General features: G+C 69.2%; 21 protein-coding genes and 1 tRNA gene. 11 read left to right on the top strand and 11 right to left on the bottom strand.

The genetic code is table 11. From position 1 onward, the window contains the following. Nucleotides 1-53 precede the first annotated feature (53 nt). Nucleotides 54-1136, top strand: a complete 1083-nt coding sequence (gene cgtA / locus O9Y01_RS11605) for an Obg family GTPase CgtA (protein ID WP_269631746.1) — start codon at nt 54-56, stop codon at nt 1134-1136. Then, nucleotides 1133-2251, top strand: a complete 1119-nt coding sequence (gene proB, locus O9Y01_RS11600) for a glutamate 5-kinase (RefSeq protein ID WP_269631745.1) — start codon at nt 1133-1135, stop codon at nt 2249-2251. Before cgtA ends, proB begins: the two co-directional genes overlap by 4 nt. 67 nt (nt 2252-2318) lie before the next feature. Here proB and O9Y01_RS11595 read toward each other — a convergent pair whose 3' ends face one another. Then, entirely contained in the window at nt 2319-2936 is a 618-nt protein-coding gene (locus O9Y01_RS11595; protein ID WP_269631744.1) for an RNA pyrophosphohydrolase, read from the bottom strand. Nucleotides 2937-3093: 157 nt separating this feature from the next. Between O9Y01_RS11595 and O9Y01_RS11590 the strand changes: the two genes are divergently transcribed. Together O9Y01_RS11590 and O9Y01_RS11585 are read left to right on the top strand one after the other, a co-directional pair. Next, nucleotides 3094-4839, top strand: a complete 1746-nt coding sequence (locus O9Y01_RS11590) for a proline--tRNA ligase (RefSeq protein ID WP_269631743.1) — start codon at nt 3094-3096, stop codon at nt 4837-4839. Between the two features lie 7 nt (nt 4840-4846). Next, a complete protein-coding gene (locus O9Y01_RS11585) occupies nt 4847-5473 on the top strand; it encodes a lytic transglycosylase domain-containing protein (RefSeq protein WP_269631742.1) in 627 nt (208 codons plus the stop codon). Nucleotides 5474-5492: 19 nt separating this feature from the next. Here the strand turns inward: O9Y01_RS11585 and O9Y01_RS11580 are convergent, their stop codons facing one another. The 6 genes from O9Y01_RS11580 to hemA form a co-directional block, all read right to left on the bottom strand. Then, nucleotides 5493-6086, bottom strand: coding sequence for a UbiX family flavin prenyltransferase (locus O9Y01_RS11580; RefSeq protein ID WP_269631741.1), 594 nt, complete (start codon nt 6084-6086; stop codon nt 5493-5495). After that, on the bottom strand, nt 6083-6397 hold the full coding sequence (gene grxD / locus O9Y01_RS11575; protein WP_269631740.1) for a Grx4 family monothiol glutaredoxin: 315 nt from the start codon (nt 6395-6397) through the stop codon (nt 6083-6085). Before grxD ends, O9Y01_RS11580 begins: the two co-directional genes overlap by 4 nt. Nucleotides 6398-6570: 173 nt before the next feature. Further along, nucleotides 6571-7200: a hypothetical protein gene (locus O9Y01_RS11570; protein ID WP_269631739.1), complete on the bottom strand. Its 630-nt coding sequence runs from the start codon at nt 7198-7200 to the stop codon at nt 6571-6573. 141 nt (nt 7201-7341) lie between these two features. Beyond that, nucleotides 7342-8166, bottom strand: a complete 825-nt coding sequence (gene prmC / locus O9Y01_RS11565) for a peptide chain release factor N(5)-glutamine methyltransferase (protein WP_269631738.1) — start codon at nt 8164-8166, stop codon at nt 7342-7344. Beyond that, nucleotides 8163-9245, bottom strand: a complete 1083-nt coding sequence (prfA, locus tag O9Y01_RS11560) for a peptide chain release factor 1 (RefSeq protein ID WP_269631737.1) — start codon at nt 9243-9245, stop codon at nt 8163-8165. The genes prmC and prfA overlap by 4 nt, the downstream gene beginning before the upstream one ends. 83 nt (nt 9246-9328) lie before the next feature. Then, a complete protein-coding gene (hemA, locus tag O9Y01_RS11555; RefSeq protein ID WP_269631736.1) occupies nt 9329-10618 on the bottom strand; it encodes a glutamyl-tRNA reductase in 1290 nt (429 codons plus the stop codon). A 146-nt stretch (nt 10619-10764) separates the two neighbouring features. On the opposite strand from hemA, the gene O9Y01_RS11550 reads away from it, so the two are divergent. Next, entirely contained in the window at nt 10765-11037 is a 273-nt protein-coding gene (locus O9Y01_RS11550; RefSeq protein ID WP_269631735.1) for a hypothetical protein, read from the top strand. Here the strand turns inward: O9Y01_RS11550 and miaB are convergent, their stop codons facing one another. From miaB to O9Y01_RS11535, 3 genes are all read right to left on the bottom strand, one after another. After that, entirely contained in the window at nt 11038-12378 is a 1341-nt protein-coding gene (gene miaB / locus O9Y01_RS11545) for a tRNA (N6-isopentenyl adenosine(37)-C2)-methylthiotransferase MiaB (protein WP_269631734.1), read from the bottom strand. It lies immediately after the preceding gene. A gap of 122 nt (nt 12379-12500) precedes the next feature. After that, complete coding sequence (locus O9Y01_RS11540; RefSeq protein ID WP_269631733.1) at nt 12501-12923, bottom strand: hypothetical protein; 423 nt, start codon at nt 12921-12923, stop codon at nt 12501-12503. A gap of 344 nt (nt 12924-13267) precedes the next feature. Continuing rightward, a tRNA-Met gene (locus O9Y01_RS11535) sits at nt 13268-13344 on the bottom strand. Between the two features lie 148 nt (nt 13345-13492). Between O9Y01_RS11535 and ftsY the strand changes: the two genes are divergently transcribed. Next, nucleotides 13493-14683, top strand: coding sequence for a signal recognition particle-docking protein FtsY (gene ftsY / locus O9Y01_RS11530; RefSeq protein ID WP_269631732.1), 1191 nt, complete (start codon nt 13493-13495; stop codon nt 14681-14683). A gap of 78 nt (nt 14684-14761) precedes the next feature. Here ftsY and ffh read toward each other — a convergent pair whose 3' ends face one another. Next, nucleotides 14762-16141 (bottom strand): signal recognition particle protein, encoded by a 1380-nt coding sequence (gene ffh, locus O9Y01_RS11525; RefSeq protein ID WP_269631731.1) that lies wholly within the window; start codon nt 16139-16141, stop codon nt 14762-14764. Nucleotides 16142-16188: 47 nt separating this feature from the next. On the opposite strand from ffh, the gene O9Y01_RS11520 reads away from it, so the two are divergent. Genes O9Y01_RS11520 through ampD form a run of 5 tightly spaced genes read left to right on the top strand, consistent with a single transcriptional unit; the run spans nt 16189 to nt 21196 of the window. After that, nucleotides 16189-17019, top strand: a complete 831-nt coding sequence (locus O9Y01_RS11520) for a cytochrome C assembly family protein (RefSeq protein WP_269631730.1) — start codon at nt 16189-16191, stop codon at nt 17017-17019. After that, nucleotides 17020-17295 carry a PP0621 family protein gene (locus O9Y01_RS11515; RefSeq protein WP_269631729.1) on the top strand — a complete coding sequence of 92 codons (276 nt, stop codon included), beginning with the start codon at nt 17020-17022 and terminating at the stop codon, nt 17293-17295. Then, on the top strand, nt 17288-19102 hold the full coding sequence (locus O9Y01_RS11510; protein ID WP_269631728.1) for a sensor histidine kinase: 1815 nt from the start codon (nt 17288-17290) through the stop codon (nt 19100-19102). Before O9Y01_RS11515 ends, O9Y01_RS11510 begins: the two co-directional genes overlap by 8 nt. Continuing rightward, complete coding sequence (locus tag O9Y01_RS11505) at nt 19099-20631, top strand: sigma-54-dependent transcriptional regulator (RefSeq protein WP_269631727.1); 1533 nt, start codon at nt 19099-19101, stop codon at nt 20629-20631. The genes O9Y01_RS11510 and O9Y01_RS11505 overlap by 4 nt, the downstream gene beginning before the upstream one ends. After that, entirely contained in the window at nt 20618-21196 is a 579-nt protein-coding gene (ampD, locus tag O9Y01_RS11500; protein ID WP_269631726.1) for a 1,6-anhydro-N-acetylmuramyl-L-alanine amidase AmpD, read from the top strand. Before O9Y01_RS11505 ends, ampD begins: the two co-directional genes overlap by 14 nt. The last annotated feature ends 237 nt before the right edge of the window (nt 21197-21433 follow it).

Raw genomic sequence — 21433 nt, 5'->3', positions numbered from 1 at the left:
CTTCTGCGGGCCTGCCTTACCATGGCTCCTTCCGCGAGCCCGAGAAGCAAGACATGAAGTTCGTAGACGAAGCCACCATCGACGTAGTGGCCGGCAACGGTGGTGCCGGCTGTGCCAGCTTTCGCCGCGAAAAATTCATTCCCTTCGGCGGCCCGGACGGCGGCGATGGCGGTCGTGGCGGCAGCGTGTTTGCTGTCGGCGACCTCAACCTGAACACCCTGATCGACTACCGCTATGCGCGCCGCCATGAGGCCCGCAATGGCGAGGCCGGGCGTGGTTCCGACCAGTACGGTGCGGCGGCCGACGACATCGTGCTGCGCATGCCCGTGGGCACCATCATCACTGACGTCGAGACGGGTGCCGTCATCGCCGAGCTGCTGGAGCCCGGCGAGAAGATCATGATCGCCAAGGGGGGCGACGGCGGCTTCGGCAACCTGCACTTCAAGAGCAGCACCAACCGTGCACCTCGTCAGAAGACGCCCGGTTGGCCCGGCGAGGCCAAGAAGCTGAAGCTCGAACTGCGCGTGCTGGCGGACGTCGGCCTGCTGGGCCAGCCCAATGCGGGCAAGTCCACGCTGATCACGGCGGTCTCCAATGCCCGCCCCAAGATTGCCGACTATCCCTTCACGACCCTGCACCCGAACCTGGGTGTCGTGCGCGTGGCGCCCGAGAAGAGTTTCGTCGTGGCCGACATCCCCGGTCTGATCGAAGGTGCCGCCGAAGGTGCGGGGTTGGGCCATCAGTTCCTGCGGCATCTGCAGCGCACCCGCCTGCTGCTGCATGTGGTGGACCTGGCCCCCTTTGATCCAGAAGTCGATCCCGTGGCCGAGGCCAAGGCCATCGTCGCCGAGCTGAAGAAGTACGACGCCTCGCTGTATGAGAAGCCGCGCTGGCTGGTGCTCAACAAGCTGGACATGGTGCCCGAAGAGGAGCGTGCCAAGCGGGTCAAGGACTTCGTCAAGCGCTACAAGTGGAAGGGCCCAGTCTTCGAGATCTCGGCACTGACCCGCGAAGGCTGCCAGCCGCTGATCCACGCGATCTACGACCACGTGGCCGCCGAGCAGAAGCACCATGTGGAGCCCGATGTGCGCTTCACGTCGGAAGAGGGTGAGGGCGGCGAGGCGAGCACCTCATGAATGCCGTGCTGCGGGACGCGCGACGCATCGTCGTCAAGGTGGGCTCCAGCCTGGTCACCAATGAAGGCCGGGGCGTGGACGCCGAAGCCATCGGCAACTGGTGCCGCCAGCTGGCCGCGCTGACCCAGCAAGGGCGCGAGGTGGTGATGGTGTCCAGCGGCGCCATCGCCGAAGGCATGAAGCGCCTGGGCTGGGCTTCGCGGCCCAAGGAAGTGCATGAGCTGCAGGCCGCCGCCGCCGTGGGCCAGATGGGCCTGGCTCAGATGTACGAGAGCAAGCTGCGCGAGCAGGGCCTGGGCAGCGCGCAGGTCTTGCTGACGCATGCCGACCTGGCCGATCGCGAGCGCTACCTCAACGCGCGCTCCACGCTGCTGACCCTGCTCCAGCACCGCGTGCTGCCGGTCATCAACGAGAACGACACCGTCGTCAACGACGAGATCAAGTTCGGTGACAACGACACCCTGGGTGCCCTGGTCGCCAATCTGGTGGAAGCCGATGCGCTGGTCATCCTGACCGACCAGAAGGGCCTGTACTCGGCGGACCCGCGCAAGGATCCGGACGCCCGCTTCATCGACGAAGCCATCGCCGGCACGCCGGAGCTGGAGGCCATGGCGGGCGGTGCGGGATCCAGCATTGGTCGAGGCGGCATGATCACCAAGATCCTGGCTGCCAAGCGCGCTGCGGGCAGCGGTGCCAGCACCGTCATCGCCTGGGGGCGCGAGCCTGATGTGCTGCTGCGTCTGGCCGCGGGCGAGTCCATCGGCACGGCGCTGCTGGCCAGCACCGCGAAGCAGGCGGCGCGCAAGCAGTGGATGCTGGATCACCTGCAGATGCGCGGTGCCGTCATCGTGGATGCCGGTGCGGCGCTGAAGCTGCGCGAGGAGGGGAAGAGCCTGCTGCCCATCGGGGTCCGTGAGGTGCAGGGTGAGTTCCATCGCGGCGACGTGATCGCGGTGCGTGATCCGGCCGGCGCCGAGCTGGGCCGTGGGCTGTCCAACTACTCCAGCGCTGAGGCCAGGCTGATTGCCCGCAAGCCCTCTTTCGAGATCGGGGCGGTGCTGGGTTATGCGGCCGAGCCGGAGCTGATCCACCGCGACAACCTCGTGCTGCGCTGAAGCGCCGCGCGCAGGCTCCACAAGGCAAAGGCCCGCTTTGGCGGGCCTTTGTCATGGAAGAGGGGGCTCAGTGCTCGGCGGCGTCTTTGCCGGGGTCCTGTGGCGCCTCGGTGGCGCTGTCGTCGTTGGCCGAGGGCCCGCGACCCGGGCCGTGATCATGCCGGTGCTGCTGCGGCCGCATGCCAGCGCGCAGGTAGCGGTTGTGGTGGCTGGTCCGGGGCAGGAAGCGTGCAAGCTCGGTGAGGGCCATCTGGTAGACGCCGCGCTTGAACTCGATCACGGCTTCCAGCGGCACCCAATAGTCGTTCCAGCGCCAGGCGTCGAACTCGGGGTGGTCGGTGGCGCGCAGGTTCATGTCGCTGTCGCGGCCCATCAGCTGCAGCAGGAACCAGATCTGTTTCTGGCCCCGGTAATGGCCACGGGCGTCGCGGCGTATGTAGTGCTCGGGCACCTCATAGCGCAACCAGTCGCGTGTGCGCGCAATGATGCGCACATGCTCTGACCTCAAGCCCACTTCTTCGTGGAGCTCTCTGAACATCGCCTGCTCGGGCGTTTCGCCATGCTTGATGCCCCCTTGCGGGAACTGCCAGGAGTGCGTGCGAATGCGCTTGCCCCAGAACACTTCGTTCCGGTGGTTGAGCAGGATGATGCCGACGTTGGGCCTGAAGCCTTCACGGTCGAGCATAATCAACCTCAAATCTTTAGTTGGATTGATTATTGCATCGGGCCTCGCCCCTTGCATGATCCTCGCTAACCCCAAGCCCAGGCGCGCCAGCCGGGCGCCCGCTGTCAGGTGGGTGCCAGGAAGGCGCGCTGCCGGTTCTTACTCCGCAGTCTCCGCGATGAAAGCCTCTCAGTTCTTCGTCTCCACGCTCAAGGAAGCCCCCGCCGACGCCGAAGTCGTCAGCCACAAGCTCATGATGCGAGCCGGCATGATCAAGCGCCTGGGCGCCGGCATCTACAACTACATGCCCATGGGCCTGCGTGTGATCCGCAAGGTGGAAGGCATCATCCGCGAGGAGATGAACCGCGCCGGTGCCGTGGAGCTGCTGATGCCGGTGGTGCAGCCCGCCGAGCTGTGGCAGGAGACGGGCCGCTTCGACAAGATGGGCCCCGAGCTGCTGCGCGTGAAGGACCGCCATGGCCGCGACTTCATCATCCAGCCCACCAGCGAAGAGGTGGTGACGGACATCGCCCGTCAGGAACTGCGCTCCTACAAGCAGCTGCCCAAGAACCTGTACCACATCCAGACCAAGTTCCGTGACGAGCGCCGCCCCCGCTTCGGCGTGATGCGTGGCCGCGAGTTCACCATGAAGGACGCCTACTCCTTCGACCGCGACGTGGAAGCCGCCGGCCGCAGCTACGAGAACATGTTCCAGGCCTACTGCAAGATCTTCGATCGCCTGGGCCTGGAGTACCGTGCCGTGGCCGCCGATACCGGTGCCATTGGCGGTGACCGTTCGCATGAGTTCCAGGTGATCGCGGAGACCGGCGAGGACGCCATCGTCTACTGCCCCGACAGTGACTACGCCGCCAACATCGAGCTGGCAGAGGCCCTGCCCCTGCTCGCCAGCCGTGCCGCCGCGGCCCAGGCCCTGGCCAAGACGCCCACGCCGGGCAAGAGCACCTGCGAGGACGTGGCCGCGCTGCTGGGCCTGCCCCTGTCGCAGACCGTCAAGTCCCTGGTGCTGGCCACCGACGAACTCAACGAGCACGGCGAAGTGGTCAAGACCCAGGTCTGGCTGCTGCTGGTGCGTGGCGATCATGAGCTCAACGAGGTCAAGGCCGGCAAGGTCGAGGGCTTGAAGGGCGGTTTCCGTTTCGCGACCGTCGGTGAGATCGAAGCGCACTTCGGCTGCAAGCCCGGCTACCTCGGCCCCATCGGCATGAAGCAGCCGGTGAAGGTCATCGCCGACCGCACGGTTGCGCAGATGGCTGATTTCGTCTGCGGCGCCAACGAGGCCGACTTCCACTTCACCGGCGCCAACTGGGGCCGTGACCTGCCCGAGCCCGACGTGGTCGCCGACATCCGCAACGTCGTCGCCGGCGATCCCTCGCCCGACGGCAAGGGTCAGCTGGCCATCCAGCGCGGCATCGAGGTGGGCCATGTGTTCTACCTGGGCACCAAGTATTCGGCGGCCATGAACGCCACCTTCCTCGATGAGACCGGCAAGCCCAAGCCCTTCGAGATGGGCTGCTACGGCATCGGCGTGACCCGCATCCTGGGCGCCGCCATCGAGCAGAACCATGACGATCGCGGCATCATCTGGCCCGATTCCATCGCCCCCTTCACCGTGGCGATCTGCCCCATCGGCATGGACCGCAGCGAGGAAGTCAAGGCTGCCGCGCAGCAGCTGTACGAGCAGCTCCAGGCTCTGGGCGTGGACGTGCTGCTGGACGACCGTGGCGAGCGCCCCGGTGCCATGTTCGCGGACTGGGAGCTGATCGGCGTGCCGCACCGCGTGGTGCTGTCGGACCGCGGCCTCAAGGAAGGCCAGGTCGAGTACCAGGGCCGCCGTGATGCCGAGGCGACCAAGCTGGCCCTGGCCGAGGTGGTGGCGCATCTGCAGGCCCGCCTGAAGGCCTGAGGCGCCGATGCAGCCAGCATCCCGCGCCCGGCGCGGCCTTCTCGCTGCATCGCTGCTGAGCTTCCTGCCCGTGGGCCGGGCCTGGGCGGGTGCCCAGGTCGAGGAGCCCCTGGCGGATTCGGTGCGTTCGGCGTTGTCGGCCTCGATCCGCAACAGCGCGCCGCCGCGGCCCCGCTTCGAGAAGATCGAGGATCGCCTGGCCTATCTGCGCTGGCTGGGCACCATGAGCGACCGACTGCGGCCGCGCAAGACCGAATCGCAGACGCGCATCGAGTTCCTCGAGACCCTCTGGTACGAGGCCACGCGCGCCGGCCTGGATCCCAGCCTCGTCCTGGGCCTGGTCGAGGTGGAGAGCGGCTTCCGCAAGTACGCGATCAGCGTCGTCGGCGCCCGCGGCTACATGCAGGTGATGCCTTTCTGGGCCCGCCTCATCGGGGATGGCCAGGCTTCGCGCCTCTTCCACATGCAGACCAATCTTCGCTTCGGCTGCGTGATCATGCGCCACTACCTCGACCGCGAGGACGGCAATCTCTTCATGGCCCTGGGCCGCTACAACGGCAGTCGCGGGCGGCCGGAGTATCCCAACGCGGTGCTGGGCGCACGGCGCAAATGGCTGATGCCGGGCGAACGCTGAGGCGGGCGGCGACCTCGTCTCAGCGCGCCTCGCGCAAGCCCTGCCAGCGCTGGGGCTGGGCGCCGGCAATGCCGCAGAGGTCCAGCACCCGCTCCACGCCTTCGCTCACCAGCTCGTCCACGCTCTGCGGCTTCAGATAGAAGGCCGGCAGGGGCGGGAAGATGATGCCGCCCATTTCCGTGACGGCCGTCATATTGCGCAGGTGCGCCAGGTTGAAGGGCGTCTCACGCACCATCAGCAGCAGGCGGCGGCGTTCCTTGAGCGTGACGTCGGCCGCCCGGGTGAGGAGGTTGTCGCCAAAGCCATGCGCGATGGCGGCCAGGCTCTTCATGGAGCAAGGCGCCACCACCATGGCTGTGGCCCCGAAGCTGCCGCTGGCCACGCAGGCGCCGATGTCGCCCGGCGCATGAGCCTGGGTGGCCTCCGCCTCCAGGGCATCGCGGTCCAGGCCCAACTCATGGTGCACATTGAGCAGGCCGGCGGGCGTGGCGATCAGGTGGGTGTGCACCCCCAGCTCCCGGCATCGGCGCAACAGCTGCAGGCCATAGGCAGCGCCGCTGGCGCCGCTGATGCCCACGATCAGGCGCTGCGGCGATGCGGGCGTGGCGCTCACTGGCCGCCCAGCGCCTGCTGCAGCTCGCCGCTCTCGTACATCTCCATCATGATGTCCGAGCCGCCGACGAACTCACCGCCGATGTAGAGCTGAGGGATGGTCGGCCAGTTGGCGTACTCCTTGATGCCCTGGCGCACTTCCTCGTCTTCCAGCACATTGAAGGTCTTGAGGTCCGTCACGCCGCAGGCCTTGAGGATCTGCACGGCACGGCCGGAGAAGCCGCACATGGGGAACTGGGCATTGCCCTTCATGAAGAGCACCACCCGGTTGTTCTTGACCAGGTCGTCAATGCGTTGCTGAACGTCGCTCATGGCTTGATTCCTTGATGAAAAGCTGTGGCCGAAACTGCCGAGGGCGCTGCCCTCCGGCCTTGGCGTGATTATCGGGCACAGTGCATGCCCGGCGCCGCGCAAGGGCGTCTTGCGCCCGGCGTCGCCCGGGGAGGGCCACTTTCTGACGCCGCTTGCTGATGCAGCGCAGGACTTCAGTAGCTGTAGCTGAGGCCGAACTGCAGCACGGGCATCAGGCGGTTGTCCCGCAGGGCCTCGTCCACGGAGCCCAGGCTGTTGCCCAGGCGCAGGCTGTTGCGGTTGATGAGGCCGACGTCGGCGCTGAAGCCCCAGCCGCCCCGCGTGGAGATGCCGCTGTAGCCGATGCCGATGTAGGAGAGCGTGCTGCCAGGATCGCCCCGGTCCGCCGTGGAGCCGACGGCGCGCAGGCCGATGGCCAGAGACTGCCCCAGGCTCATGGACTGCGGACTCAGCGTCAGGCCGGAGCCGCTCTGGGTGATGCTCAGGGACCCCATCATCAGGCCCCCCGTGGCTCGCAGGCCGCCGCGCACGCCTTCGCCGAGCCCGGAGCGGGTGAGGTAGTAGTCACCCAGCAGGGCGGCGCTGAGGGAGCGTGAGCTGCGGCCCGTGCTGGTGTCCAGGCCATCCACCTGGCTCAGCTGCACGCGGGCCTGCCAGCGCAGGCCGGGCGCCTCGGTGCCGGTGGGATGGCCCATCAGCGGGGCCTGAGCCTGGGCCGCCATGGCAGGGGCCAGGGCGCTCACCACCAACCAGCCCATGGCCGTGGGCCAGCAGGATCCAGAGGGGGTGGGCAGGCTGCGCATGATGATCTCCTTGCAGCCGAGCGGGGGTGGAGATTGCCGCTCGGAGAACCATGCTACGCCGCGCGGGTAAATTTGTGCAGGATCAATTACCTGGTTTTACAGACATTGACGGGGGCCTGCGCCCCACCTAGGGGGCCGTCATCAGGGCCTGAGCGCCGCGCTGCAGCGGGGCTGGCCCCCCAGGTCGCGCTCGCAACCCTGATAGTGCAAGCCGGCGCCGCGTAGCAGATCCGCCACGGCCTGCTCCTGGTCGTAGCCGTGCTCCAGCAGCAACAGGCCGCCTGGCCGCAGGTGGGCCGGCGCACCCTCGATGATCTGCCGGAGGTCGGCCAGCCCTTGCTCCGGTGCGGCCAGGGCACTCAGGGGTTCGTGGCGCAGCGCCGGCAGGTGCTCGTCCTGGGGGGCGATGTAGGGCGGATTGCTCATCACCAGGTCGAAACACTCCGCGCCCAGCGGCTGCCACCAGGGGCCCTGCAGGAAGCGGACTTCCAGGCCCAGCCGGCTGGCATTGGCCTCGGCGACGCCCAGGGCCTCGGCACTGAAGTCGGTCGCCGTCACGCTGGCCTGGGGATGGCGCTTCTTCACGGCCAGGGCGATGGCGCCGCTGCCGGTGCCGAGGTCCAGCACCCGTGGCGCCGCCAGGCCGCAGGCGGCCAGCCAGCGCAGGGCGGCGTCGACCAGCACCTCGGTGTCGGGCCGCGGCACCAGGGTGGCTGGACTCACCTGCAGGCGCAGGCCGTGGAATTCCTTGTGTCCGGTGAGGTAGGCGAGCGGCACCTCGTCCAGCCGCTGGCGGAGCCAGTTCTCGAAGCGGTCGCTCGTGCCGGCCGGCAGCGGGTCCTCGTCGTGGCTGATCAGCCAGCTGCGGTCCCGGTCGAGCAGGGCGCACAGCAGCAGCTGGGCCTCCAGGCGAGGCAGGCCGGCCTGCAGGGCACGCTGCTGGAGCTCGCGGACGGTACAGCTCATCCGCGGCCTTCGAGGGCGGCCAGCTGCTCGGCGGCCTGGGCCTGCTGCAGTCCGCTGATGACGTCGCCGAGGTCGCCGTCCATGATGGCGCCGAGCTTGTAGAGCGTCAGGTTGATGCGGTGGTCGGTCAAGCGGCCCTGCGGGAAGTTGTAGGTGCGGATGCGGTCGCTGCGGTCACCGCTGCCGATGAGGCTCTTGCGTGTGGCGGCTTCCTTGGCGGCGCGCTCGCTGCGTTCCTTGTCGCGCAGCCGCGCCGCCAGCACGGCCAGGGCCTTGGCCTTGTTGCGGTGCTGGCTGCGGTCGTCCTGGCATTCGGCGACCAGGCCGGTGGGCAGGTGGGTGATGCGGATGGCGGAGTCCGTCTTGTTGACGTGCTGGCCGCCGGCGCCGCTGGCGCGGAAGGTGTCGATGCGCAGCTCGGCGGGGTTGAGCTGGATCTCCTCGGCTTCGTCCGGCTCGGGCATCACGGCCACGGTGCAGGCACTGGTGTGGATGCGGCCCTGCGATTCCGTCGCCGGCACGCGCTGCACGCGGTGGCCGCCGGACTCGAACTTGAGCCGGCCGTAGACCTGCTCGCCCTCGAGGCGCAGCACCAGCTCCTTGTAGCCGCCCAGGTCCGATTCATTGGCGGAGAGCGTCTCCGCGCGCCAGCCCTGCGACTCGGCATAGCGCAGGTACATGCGGGCCAGGTCGGCGGCAAAGAGCGCACTCTCGTCGCCGCCGGCGCCGGCCCGGATTTCCAGGAAGGCAGGGCGGACGTCATCCGGGTCCTTGGGCAGCAGGGCCAGCTGCAGCTCCTCGTGCAGGCGCGCCATGTCGGCTTCCGCGCCGGCAATCTCCTCGCGGGCCATCTCGGCCATCTCTGGATCCGACAGCAGCTCGCGGGCGGCCGCCAGGTCCTGCTCACGCTGCAGGTAGCGCTGGTAGCGGGTGACGAGATCGGAGACCTCGGCCTGCTCGCGCGTCAGGGCGCGGTAGCGCTTCATGTCGGCGGCGATGCTGCCGTCGGCCAGCGTGGTGTCGAGCTCATGCAGTCGATGGCCCAGGCGTTCGAACTGCTGGCGCAGACTGTCTTTCATGGAGGGGCATTCACAAGGAGAGAAAACCAGGCCGCGTGCATCCACGACGGGGCCTGGGCGGGCGAGCAAGGCGAAGCGTAGCGCTAATGCTCGGCCGGGTCCTTGGCGCTCTTGCGCAGGAAGAGGCGCGAGACCGTGTGGGCCAGGGCCACGCGGTGCTCGCCATCGGCGGCGTGCAGCTCGGCGAGGGTGCCGTGCAGCATCTTCTGGGTCAGGCCCTTGGACAGGGCTTCGAGCACGGCCTCGACATCCTCGCCACGCGCGAGCAGCTTGCGGGCGCGTTGCAGCTCGGCGCTGCGCCAGTCGTCCGCCTGCGCATGCAGGGCCTGGATCAGGGGCACGGTGTTGCGCTGGCCCAGCCAGTGCACAAAGCTCTGCACGCCGGTCTCGATGATGGCCTCGGCCTGCTGCACGGCGGCCTGGCGCTTCTCACCGGCGGACTGCACCAGCTGGGCGAGGTCGTCCACGGTGTAGAGGTAGACGTCGTCCAGCTGGGCGACTTCCTGCTCGATGTCCCGCGGCACGGCGAGGTCGACCATGAACATGGGCTTGTGGCGGCGCTTCTTCAGCGCACTCTCCACGGCGCCCAGGCCGATCAGGGGGAGGCTGGAGGCCGTGCAGGAGATCACGGCGTCGAATTCATGCAGGCGCTGGGGCAGGTCGCTGAGGCGCAGGGCCTCGGCTCCCAGGTGGGAGGCGAGCTTCTCGCCGCGCTCCAACGTGCGGTTGGCCACGGCCATGCCCTGGGGATTGCGGGCCGCGAAATGGGTGGCGACCAGCTCGATCATCTCGCCAGCGCCCACGAAGAGCACCCTGATCCGGGCCAGGTCCTCGAAGAGCTGCCCGGCCAGGCGAACGGCCGCGGCGGCCATGCTGATGGAGTGTGCGCCGATCTCGGTGGAGCTGCGCACTTCCTTGGCCACCGAGAAGCTGCGCTGGAAGAGCTGGTGCAGGGTGGTGCCCAGGGTGCCGGCTTCGTCGGCCTCACGCACGGCCTGCTTCATCTGGCCCAGGATCTGGGGCTCGCCCAGCACCATGGAGTCCAGGCCGCTGGCCACGCGGAAGGCATGGCGCGCGGCCGCGCTGCCTTCCTTGACGTAGGCATGGTTGAGCAGGGCATTGGAGGCCACGCCGCCGACCTGGGCCAGCCACTCGACCGTGGGCTGCACCAGCTCACGGCCACCGGCCACATAAAGCTCGGTGCGGTTGCAGGTGGACAGCATGGCGGCTTCGGCGCCGATGCGGGTGCGTTGCTTCAGCTGCTCGCGCAGGCCCAGCAGGGCGGGCGCCAGCTGTTCGGCTGAAAGGGCGAACCGGCCGCGCAGATCCAGGGGCGCGGATTCGTGATTCAAGCCGAGGGCAAAGACCGACATGGCGCGATTATAAAATTCCAGGGCTTGCAGACAGGGCGGCTTGCTGCGTTGTCCGCATAGAAATACTTGATAAGCATCAATCCGTGCCGCTTTTGGCGCTGGCCCCTGCGCACCGGGCCGCCCTGCGGCCTCCTGGCGGGAATCCTGTGAGCCCTCTCGACGCCTTCTGGCACCTCGGCAATTTCCTTCTGCCCGCCTGGTTCGTGGCCGGTGTGGTCGCGGCGCTGATGAAGCTGCTGTGGCGCGCCGAGCTCAAGAGCCGCAGCTGGCGCCAGCTGTGGCTCTGGGGTGGCGCGGGCGGCACGCTGGGCCTGCTGCTGGCGCTGGCGCTGCTGGGGCACGACGGCAAGATGCTGGGCTACGGCCTGATGCTGCTGGCCATCGCGCTGCCGCAGGCCTGGCTGAGCCTGCGGCGCTGATCAGGCGCCCGCCGTCTCGCGGGTGAGCACCTCGCCGCGCAGCGAGTGCGCGAAGGCCTCGGTGATGCGCACGTCGATCAGCTGGTGCATCAGGCGGGCCTGGCCCTTGAAGTTGACGATGCGATTGCACTCCGTGCGGCCCATCAGCTCGCTGGGGTCCCGCTTGGCGTGGCCGCAGACCAGGATGCGCTGGGTCTGGCCGACGAGGGTCTTGCTGATCGAGACGGCGTTCGCCTCGATGGCTGCCTGCAGCTCCTGCAGCCGGCGCACCTTGGTCTCGTGGGACGTGGTGTCTTCCAGGTTGGCCGCCGGCGTGCCGGGGCGCGGGCTGTAGATGAAGCTGAAGGAGGCGTCGAAGCCGACGTCGTCCACCAGCTTCATCAGCTTGGCGTGATCGTCCTCGGTCTCGCCGGGGAAGCCGACGATGAAGTCGCTGGCGATGCGGATGTCCGGACGGATGGCGCGCAGCTTGCGGATGATGCTCTTGAACTCCAGCGCCGTGTAGCCGCGCTTCATGGCCATCAGGATGCGATCGCTGCCGTGCTGCACGGGCAGGTGCAGGTGGTTCACCAGCTGCGGCACGCGGCCATAGGCTTCGATCAGGCGCGGGCTGAACTCGTTCGGATGGCTGGTGGTGAAGCGCAGGCGCTCGATGCCCGGGATCTCCGCGCAGTACTCGAGCAGCAGGGCCAGGTCGGCGATTTCGTCGGTGCCGCCCATCTTGCCGCGATAGGCATTGACGTTCTGGCCCAGCAGGTTGATCTCCTTGACGCCCTGGTCCGCCAGACCGGCGATCTCGGTGAGCACGTCGTCGAAGGGGCGGCTCATCTCGGCGCCGCGGGTGTAGGGCACCACGCAGTAGGAGCAGTACTTGGAGCAGCCTTCCATGATGGACACGAAGGCGCTGCCGCCCTCGACCTTGGCCGGCGGCAGGTTGTCGAACTTCTCGATCTCGGGGAAGCTGATGTCCACCTGGGGCTTGGCCGCCTCGCGGCGCGCGGCCAGCATCTGCGGCAGGCGGTGCAGGGTCTGCGGACCGAAGACCACGTCCACGTACGGCGCACGCTCGATGATGGAGGCGCCCTCCTGGCTCGCCACGCAGCCGCCCACGCCGATCAACACGCCCTTGGCCTTCAGGTGCTTGATGCGGCCGAGGTCGGAGAAGACCTTCTCCTGGGCCTTTTCCCGCACGGAGCAGGTGTTGAACAGCACCAGGTCGGCTTCATCGACGTCGGTGGTGGGCTCGTAGCCCTCGGCGGCGCGCAGCACGTCGGCCATCTTGTCCGAGTCGTACTCGTTCATCTGGCAGCCAAAGGTCTTGATGAAAACTTTCTTGCTCATGGCGGGCTCCGGCGCCCCGTGGCTCGGGGCGCGGCAAATCGGGGAGAGGTGTCTGAGGGGAGGTCGGGGCGGGCCTGCCGCGCTTCGGGCAGGCCTCGGCTCACGCGCAGATCATGCGCGGCTCAGGGCTTGGTCCAGACCTGGGAGGCGAAGTCGAAGCTCCAGCTCGCGGCCTGCTCCGGCGTGCGGGGCCAGGTCTTGTTGGCCAGCTCGGCCTCGTTGAGCAGCCAGATGTCGCGCACCACGCCGGCGAAGTCCTGCGTGTAGTGCACGGTCAGCTTCTGACCCACGAGGGCGGAGGCGAACACCAGGAGGTTGTCCGCGCCGCGGATGCGGCTACCGGGCGCCATGCGGGCGTCCTTGCCGTCCAGCTGAAGGTCGGGCGGCGTGCTGATGAGCATCTCCGCGCGCAGGGCGTCGGCGGGGAACTGGCGGTGGGTCTGGGCCTGGACGCTCGAGGCGCCCAGCGCGGTCAGGCCGGCAAGCCCCATGACGGCCAGGCGCAGGGCCAGGCGGCGGGGCAGGGTGTGTGCACAGCGGGACATGGTATCAATCCAGTGGCTGCGGGGCAGGGCGGGAACCCGACCCGGGTTGAACAAGGGCTGCATCATCGCACGTGGCGCCAGGCGGTTGGCCGGAGCGACCTTCTGCCGCGCCAACCGGTGCCAGGTCTTGCCTCGACATCCGCGAGCGACCTGCGCCGACAGGGGGCCTGCCGCACGGGCTGGTGGAGTGGGCTGGCGGTGTGTGTTGCCGTTGTTCACCCTCTGCGCGGCTCAACGGTGCGAACCATCAATGCCGGCCCCGCTGAACCAAGAACCCGCTGGACCAAGAACCTGCTGACCCAAGAAAAAACCCAGCAAACTTGCGCTTGCTGGGTTTTCTTGTCTGGTGGCGCTTCAGGGATTCGAACCCCGGACCTGCGGATTATGATTCCGTCGCTCTAACCGGCTGAGCTAAAGCGCCTTGCGAAGACCGCTATTCTAGACAGCTTTTGGGCGACAATGCAAGCGTTGCTCGAAAAAAGTTTCTGAGGGGCGCCAGCGGGCCTCCCGCGGACACTTTCTCGCGAGCCGTCGCCGGGCGTCATCGCGGCCCGACCAACCCATCTGCCATGTTCAGTTTTTTCAAGAAGAAATTCGGTGGCGGCGCCGCCAGCCCGGCGCCGGCACCGGCCGCGGCCGCGCCCGTGGCTGTAGAGCCCGCGGTGCCGCCCTCGCCGTTGCCTGCGCCCGCCGTGGCCAGCACAGTCCCCGTCGCGCCTGCTCCCGCCCCTGCGAAGGTGGAGGTGCCGGCCGCGGTGTCGCCCGCCGTGGCGCCTGCCGTGTCGCCCGCAGCCGCGCCCGTCCAGCCTGCGGAGGTCGCGATCGCCATCAGCCCGGCTGCGCCCGCCGCCGAGCCGGCGCCGCGCAAGAGCTGGCTGGACAAGCTGCGCCAGGGTCTGCGCAAGACCGGCAGCAGCATCGCCCAGGTCTTCACCGGCACGCGCATCGATGATGAGCTCTACGAGGAGCTGGAGGCCGCGCTGTTGATGGCCGACACCGGCGTCCGGGCCACGGAGTTCCTGTTGGAGGACCTCAAGCGCCGGGTCAAGGAGTCCAAGGCCACCGATCCCCAGGCCGTGCGCAGCCTGCTGGTCGCGGCCCTGGCCGAGCTGCTGAAGCCGCTGGAGAAGAGCCTGCGGGTGGGCGAGCACACGCCCACGGTGATGATGGTGGTGGGCGTCAACGGCGCCGGCAAGACCACCAGCATCGGCAAGCTCACCCGCCATCTCGCCGAGGCCGAGCAGCGCGTGCTGCTGGCCGCGGCCGACACCTTCCGCGCCGCCGCCCGCGAGCAGCTGGCCGTGTGGGCGGACCGCACGCGGGTCGAGATCGTCAGCCAGGAGGGCGGGGATCCCTCCGCCGTCACCTTCGACGCTGTGGTCGCAGGCCGTGCGCGCGGCTGCGACGTGGTGATCGCCGACACCGCCGGCCGGCTGCCCACGCAGCTGCACCTGATGGAAGAGCTGAAGAAGATCCGCCGCGTGATCGGCAAGGCCCAGGAGGGCGCGCCGCACGAGGTGCTGCTGGTCGTGGACGGCAACACCGGGCAGAACGCGCTGAACCAGGTCAAGGCCTTCGACGACGCCCTCGGGCTGACCGGCCTCGTGGTGACCAAGCTGGATGGCACGGCCAAGGGCGGCGTGCTGGCGGCCATCGCGCGCGAGCGGCCCATCCCCGTCTACTTCATCGGCGTGGGCGAGAAGCTGGAAGACCTGCAGACCTTCAGCGCGCAGGAGTTCGCCCAGGCCTTGCTGGAGTGAGCGCCGGATCTGTCCGCGCATGAAGAAAGGGCCGCTGATCAGCGGCCCTTTTGCTTGGGAGGATGCGCCAGCGGCGGCTCAGAGCCCCAGGCCCTTCATGCCCTTCATGCCGCCCATGCGCTTCATCATCTTGAAGAGGCCGCCGCCCTTCATCTTCTTCATCATGCCCTGCATCTGGTCGTACTGATTCAGGACGCGGTTCACTTCCTGGATCTGCACGCCGGCACCGGTGGCAATGCGGCGCTTGCGGCTGGCCTTGCTCTTGTCGTCCAGCAGCAGGCGCGGGTGGGCGCGTTCCTTGGCGCTCATGGCGTTGAGAATGCCTTCCATGCGGCGCATGTCGCGCTCGGCGCGGTCCATGTCACCCTGGCCGGCCTTGTTGGCGATCTGCGTGGGGAGCTTGTCCATCAGGCTGGAGAGGCCGCCCATCTTCTTCATCTGGGAGATCTGGGCGAGGAAGTCGTTGAGGTCGAAGCCGTCACCGGACTTGAGCTTCTCGGCCAGCTTCTGGGCCGCGGCCATGTCCACGCCCTTGGTGACTTCCTCCACCAGGGCCACGATGTCGCCCATGCCCAGCACGCGGCCGGCATGGCGCTCGGCGTCGAAGACCTCCAGGCCGTCGATCTTCTCGGAGACGCCCGCGAACTTGATCGGCGCCCCGGTGACCTGGCGCACGGAAAGGGCCGCGCCGCCGCGCGAGTCGCCGTCCAGCTTGGTCAGGATCACGCCGGACAGGGGCAGGGCCTCCTTGAAGGCGCGTGCGGTGTTCACCGCGTCCTGGCCCTGCATGGCGTCGACGACGAACAGCGTCTCGATCGGATTCAGCGTCGCGTGCAGCTCGCGGATCTCGGCCATCAGCGCTTCGTCGATGGCCAGGCGGCCGGCCGTGTCGACCAGCAGCACGTCGAAGTAGTGCTTCTTTGCGTAGTCCAGGGCTGCCAGGGCGATGTCGCGCGGCTTCTGGTCCGGGCTGGAAGGGAACCACTCGCCGCCGGCCTGGGCCGTGACGGTCTTGAGCTGCTCGATGGCGGCGGGGCGGTAGACGTCCGCCGAGACCGTCAGCACCTTCTTCTTGCGCTTCTCGATCAGGTGCTTGGTCAGCTTGCCGGTGGTGGTGGTCTTGCCCGCGCCCTGCAGGCCGGCCATCAGGATCACGGCGGGCGGCTGGGCGGCGAGGTTGATGTCGGCCACGCCCTCGCCCATGGTGGCGGCGAGTTCCTTGTGCACCACGGAGACCAGCACCTGGCCTGGGTTCAGCGAGCCCACGACCTCCTGGCCCAGGGCCTTGTCCTTCACGCGTGCGATGAAGTCGCGCACCACCGGCAGGGCCACGTCGGCCTCCAGCAGGGCCATGCGCACTTCGCGCAGCATGTCCTGCACATTGCTTTCGGTGATGCGGGCCTGGCCCCGCATCGTTTTCACGAGCTGGCTCAGGCGGTCGGTGAGGGTGGATGCCATAGGGACGGCCTCACCGCGGAGGTGAGCGCGCAAATTACACTGTGCTGATGATTTTATCGTCCGTGTCTGCAGCGACCGCGAGCGGGGCCCTGGCGGCCGCTTCGGCCGTCGCCCTGCTGAGCTATGCCGTCGTGGCACTTCGCGCGCAGTCCCACGCGAACCGGCTGCATCCCCTGCTGCCTCTGGCCTTCGCCGCCCACCTGGTGGCGCTGCTGATCGACATCGCCGGACTGGGCCTCGATCAGCCGGGCGCGCGCTTCGGCTTTGCCCCGGCGCTCTCGATGACAGCCTGGCTGATCCTGGCCGTCTACCTGGTGGAGAGCCGGCTGCTGCCGCTGCCCCAGCTGCGCCGCGTGCTGTCGCTGCTGGCGGCGGGCGCGGTGGCGCTGGCCTGGGCCTTCCCGGGTGAAAGCCGGCCCGCTGCGGCCTCGCCCTGGGCGCCCCTGCACTGGGTGCTGGGCCTGGCGTCCTATGGTCTGTTCGGGGTGGCGGTGCTGCATGCGGCCCTGCTGAACCGGGCCGAACGGCAGATGCGTCAGATGGGCCAGCACAAGGGGCAAGGCCTGACCCTGGGTCTGCCGCTGCTGCGCCTGGAACGGCTGACTTTCCAGTTCGTCGGCGCGGGCGTGGTGGTGCTGTCCCTGGCCATCGTGCTGGGCTGGCTCTTCACGCCGCAGTGGCGCTGGGACCACAAGACCCTGCTGTCCGTACTGGGCTGGCTGGTCCTGGTGGGCCTGCTGACCGGCCGGCGCGCCTTCGGCTGGCGGGGCCGCCGCGCGACGCGCTGGCTGTACCTTGGCGCGGCCCTGCTGCTGCTGTCGTATGCCGGCACACGCTTCGTGCTGGAAGTGGTGCTGCAGCGCCCCGCGGGAGTCTGAATGAAGTACCTGCTGCTCCTGCTGGTCGTGATGGGCCTGGTCTTCCTCAGCGGTGTCCGCAAGGGCCGTGCGGGTGGCGGCAACGGGCCAGGGTCGGGCCGGGGGCCGGATGGCGGGCCGCGCGACCCGCACCAGGGGGCGGAGGCCGCGATGATGGTGTCCTGCGCCGAGTGCGGCACGCACCTCCCGCAGTCCGAGGCCTTCCCCGGCCGGGGCGGGCACTTCTGCTGCGCCGAGCACCGGCAACGCCACGAGGCACGCCAGGGCCATGGCTGATCGCTCCCTGGCGCCCGACACCATCTCCTGGTTCGGTCCGCACCAGGACAGCGGCTGGGATGCCGCTGACGCCGCGACCTCGGGCCCCGATCCGCATTTCTTCGACCGCCGCGCCGCCGCCGGCAGCACGACCTTCCAGCGCATGCTGCGGGCCTTCCTGGCCGCACGTGCCGCGCTGGGCCTGGCCCTGGTGGCCGCCCTGCTGCTGGGGCAGGTGCTGGGCTCGGTGATGCCGCTGCGGCTGCTGGGCCTGTGCGTGGCCTACGCCCTGGTGGCCGTGCTCACCTGGTGGTTCGTGGGCTTCAGGGCGCAGCCCGTACCGCGGCAGCTCGCCAGCCCGGTCCACCTGCTGTGGTGGAGCAGCGTGGGCCTGGACCTGATCAGCTTCGGCCTGCTCAATGTGCTGGATGCCAGCGCAGGCGTCGGCTTCAGCGCGCTCTTCATCCTGCCGGTGCTGATGGCGGGCGTGCTGTCGCCACGGCGCATGGCCCTGGCCACGGCGGCGGCGGCCTCGCTGCTGCTGCTGGGGCATGCCGGCTGGCGGGTCTGGGCGGGTCAGGAAAGCGGCATCCGCTTCAGCCAGCTGGGCCTGGTCAGCTGCGGTTTCTTCGTGATCGGCGTGCTGGCCTCGGAGCTGGCCGGCCGCCTGGCCCGCGAGGAGCGTGCCGCCCGCGGCAGCCTCGAATTCGCGCGGCAGCAGGCCGAGCTGAACCGGCTGGTGATCGATGAGATGCAGGAGGGCGTGCTGGTCGTGGACCGCCGCGGCCGCGTGCGAGCCGCCAACCCGGCCGCGCAAGCCCTGCTGGCGCATGGCCAGCATGCACCGGCGGCGCCCTTCCAGCTGCGCAGCGTGGCCGCCTGGTCCGGCCTGGTGGCGGCCGTGGAGGAGGCCTTCTCCCGCGGCGGCTGGCCGGAAGGCGGGCAAGACGTGACCCTCACCTTCGAGGGCGGCGGCCCGCGCAGCCTGCGCGTGCGCATGCGCTTCACGCGGCGGCGCGAGTCCAGCGCGGAAGAGGACCTCTGCGTGCTGCTGCTGGAGGACAACCGCAAGGTCATGGCGCGCAACCGCCAGGAGAAGCTGGCCGCGATGGGGCGGGTGTCGGCGGGCATCGCCCACGAGATCCGCAACCCGCTGGCCGCCATCGACCAGGCCAATGCCCTGCTGTCCGAGGACATGCCCGACCCGCGCTCGCAGCAGCTGACGCGCATGGTGGCGTCCAATGTGCAGCGCCTCAAGCGGATCGTGGACGACGTCATGGAGGTCGCGCCCGGCGTGGCGCCCGAGCCGGTGGCCTTCGACGCGGCCAGCCTCGTGCGGGCCTGCTGCGAAGACTGGATCAGCACCAACCAGCTGCCCATGGGCGGCATGAGCCCCATGAAGCTGGACCTGCCCAGCCAGCCGGTGATGGTGCTGTTCGAGCCCGAGCACCTGCGCCGCGTGCTGGTCAATCTGCTGGACAACGCCCTGCGCCATGCGCCCTCGGGGGCAGACACCGTGCGCGTGCGCCTCGACGCCCATCCCGGCCACGAGGAGCGGCCGGTGCTGCTGAGTGTCTTCAGCCTGGGCGAGCCCATTCCCGCGGACATCGAGCGCCACCTCTTCGAGCCCTTCTTCTCGACCCGCAGCCGCGGCTCAGGCCTGGGGCTCTACATCTGCCGTGAACTGTGCGAACGTTACGGCGCCCGCATCGACTACCGCAGCCACCGCGGCGGCGAGCGGGGCGGCAACGAGTTCCGTGTCCAGCTGCGGCGGCCCAGCCTCGCAGAGGGCACGATTCCCGCAGACCTTTTCTCTCCGACTGCATGAGCGCTTCCACACCCTACAGCCTCCTGGTCATCGACGACGAGCCGGACCTGCGCACCCTCTACGAACTCACCCTGGTGCGCGAGGGCTACGAGCTGGAGACGGCCGGCTCGGTGGAGGAGGCGCTGCAACGCCTGCAGCTGAGGCGCTACAGCGCCGTCATCACCGACATGCGCCTGCCCGACGGCAGCGGCCTGGACGTGCTGGCCTGGCTCGAGTCCCAGGGCCGGCGCGAGAAGGCCATCGTGATCACCGCCTTCGGATCCTCGGAGAACGCGGTGGAGGCCCTGAAGGCCGGTGCCTTCGACTACCTCACCAAGCCCGTCGACCTGCGCCAGTTCCGCATGGTCGTGGCCTCGGCGCTGGGCCGCGTGCCGCAGCAGCCGCCCTCCGTCGTGCCCTCGCGACTGCCCTCCGAACGCGGCGGCAGCGAAGCGCCACTGGTCACGCTGCCGCCCTCGCCGGCCAAGCCGCCGGCCGAAGCCGTCACGCCGCGGCGGGTTGCCGAGCGCCTGGCCGGCGATTCCATGGCCATGCAGCAGGTGCGCGACCTCATCGAGAAGGTGGCGCGCAGCATGGCCCCGGTCCTGCTGCAGGGCGAGTCCGGCACCGGCAAGGAGCTGGTCGCGCGGTCCATCCATGAGGCCGGCTCGCGCGCGGGCGAGAAGTTCATCGCCGTGAACTGCGGCGCCATTCCCGAGCAGCTGCTGGAGGCGGAGTTCTTCGGCTACCGCAAGGGCGCCTTCACGGGGGCCAATGAAGACCGCGAGGGCTTCTTCCAGGCCGCGCACGGCGGCACGCTGTTCCTGGACGAGATCGGCGACCTGCCCCTGGCCATGCAGTCCAAGCTGCTGCGGGCCATCCAGGAGCGCTCCGTGCGGCCGGTGGGCGCGGTGAGCGAGCTGCCGGTCAACGTGCGCATCCTGAGCGCCACGCACAAGGACCTGGCCAGCGAGGTGGGCGCCGGGCGCTTCCGCCAGGATCTGTTCTACCGCCTCAACGTGATCCAGATCCGCGTGCCACCGCTGCGCGAGCGCATCGAGGACCTGGGGGCCATCGCCTCGCGCGTGCTGCGCCGCATCGCGCAGGATGCCGGCGTGAGCCCCGCCCCGCAGCTGGATGCCGAGGCCATGCAGCAGCTGCGGCGCTACAGCTTCCCCGGCAATGTGCGCGAGCTGGAGAACATCCTCCATCGCGCGGTGGCGCTGTCCGGCGGCGAGTGGATCCATGCCGACGAGCTGGACCTGCCCGACCAGGAACTCGAGGCCGGCGGACCGGCCGTGGACCTGGAGATCGATCTCGACCCAGCTGCCGTCAGCCCGCCGCTGCCGGGGCAGGCCGAGGCGCCGCTGCCCTCGGACCTGGCCGCCTACCTCGATGCGGTGGAGCGCGACATCCTCGTGCGGGCGCTCGAGCAGCACCGCAACAACCGCACCGCCGCGGGCGCCAGCCTCGGCCTGTCGCTGCGGCAGATGCGCTACCGCATGGCCCGGCTGCAGATCAGCGTGGGTGAGGGCGGTGACGGGGCCTGAGCCGGCACGTTGGGAGGGCGGCTGGCTGTCCGGCGCCCGCGCCGTGCCCTCGCCCAATTTCGGCCCGCGACCCGGGGCCGAGCGACCCAGCCTGCTGGTGCTGCATTCCATCAGCCTGCCGCCGGGTGTCTTCGGCGGCCCGGAGATCGAGGCGCTGTTCACCAACTGCCTGGACTGCAGCGCGCATCCCAGCTTCGAGGCGCTGCGTGGCCTGGAGGTCTCCGCGCATTTCCTGATCCGTCGCGACGGCGAGCTGCTGCAGTTCGTCAGCGCCGACGAGCGGGCCTGGCATGCAGGGAAGTCCAGCTTCCGGGGGCGCGAGCGCTGCAATGACTTCTCCCTTGGTGTCGAGCTGGAAGGCCTGGAAGGCGGCGTCTTCGACGAGCGGCAATACCTGGCCCTGGGCCGGCTGCTGCCGCAGCTGCGCGAGCGCTACCCGCTGGAGGCGGTCGTGGGCCATGAGCACATCGCGCCCGGGCGAAAGGCGGACCCGGGGCCAGGTTTTGACTGGCTGCGCCTGCGCCAGGACCTGGGCTGGGAGACCCAGCTGTTTCCGTTTGTTTAGCCCCTGTCCCTTCCACAAGGGATAGCTGTTCGGCCAGCGCCCCGATTGACGGAGTGCCTGCCCGCGCCAGCCCGGCAAGGCCTGACCCCGAGCCCCGATTCAGCCGCTGCCGGCATCGCGATCCCATGCGGGCCCGGAGCCCGAATCGCCCCGCGAACCCGCGCCATTGCTGGATCCGCGACCGCGATGTCCCTGTTCATGGGCCCTGTGCGCCGATGCGGGTGTTGCAGGAGCCCG

The organism is Pelomonas sp. BJYL3, from assembly GCF_027257975.1.
Lineage (GTDB): Bacteria > Pseudomonadota > Gammaproteobacteria > Burkholderiales > Burkholderiaceae_C > Roseateles_B > Roseateles_B flavus.
Note: the sequence above shows the minus strand (reverse complement) of the source record. Positions and strands in the feature narration are given on the sequence as shown.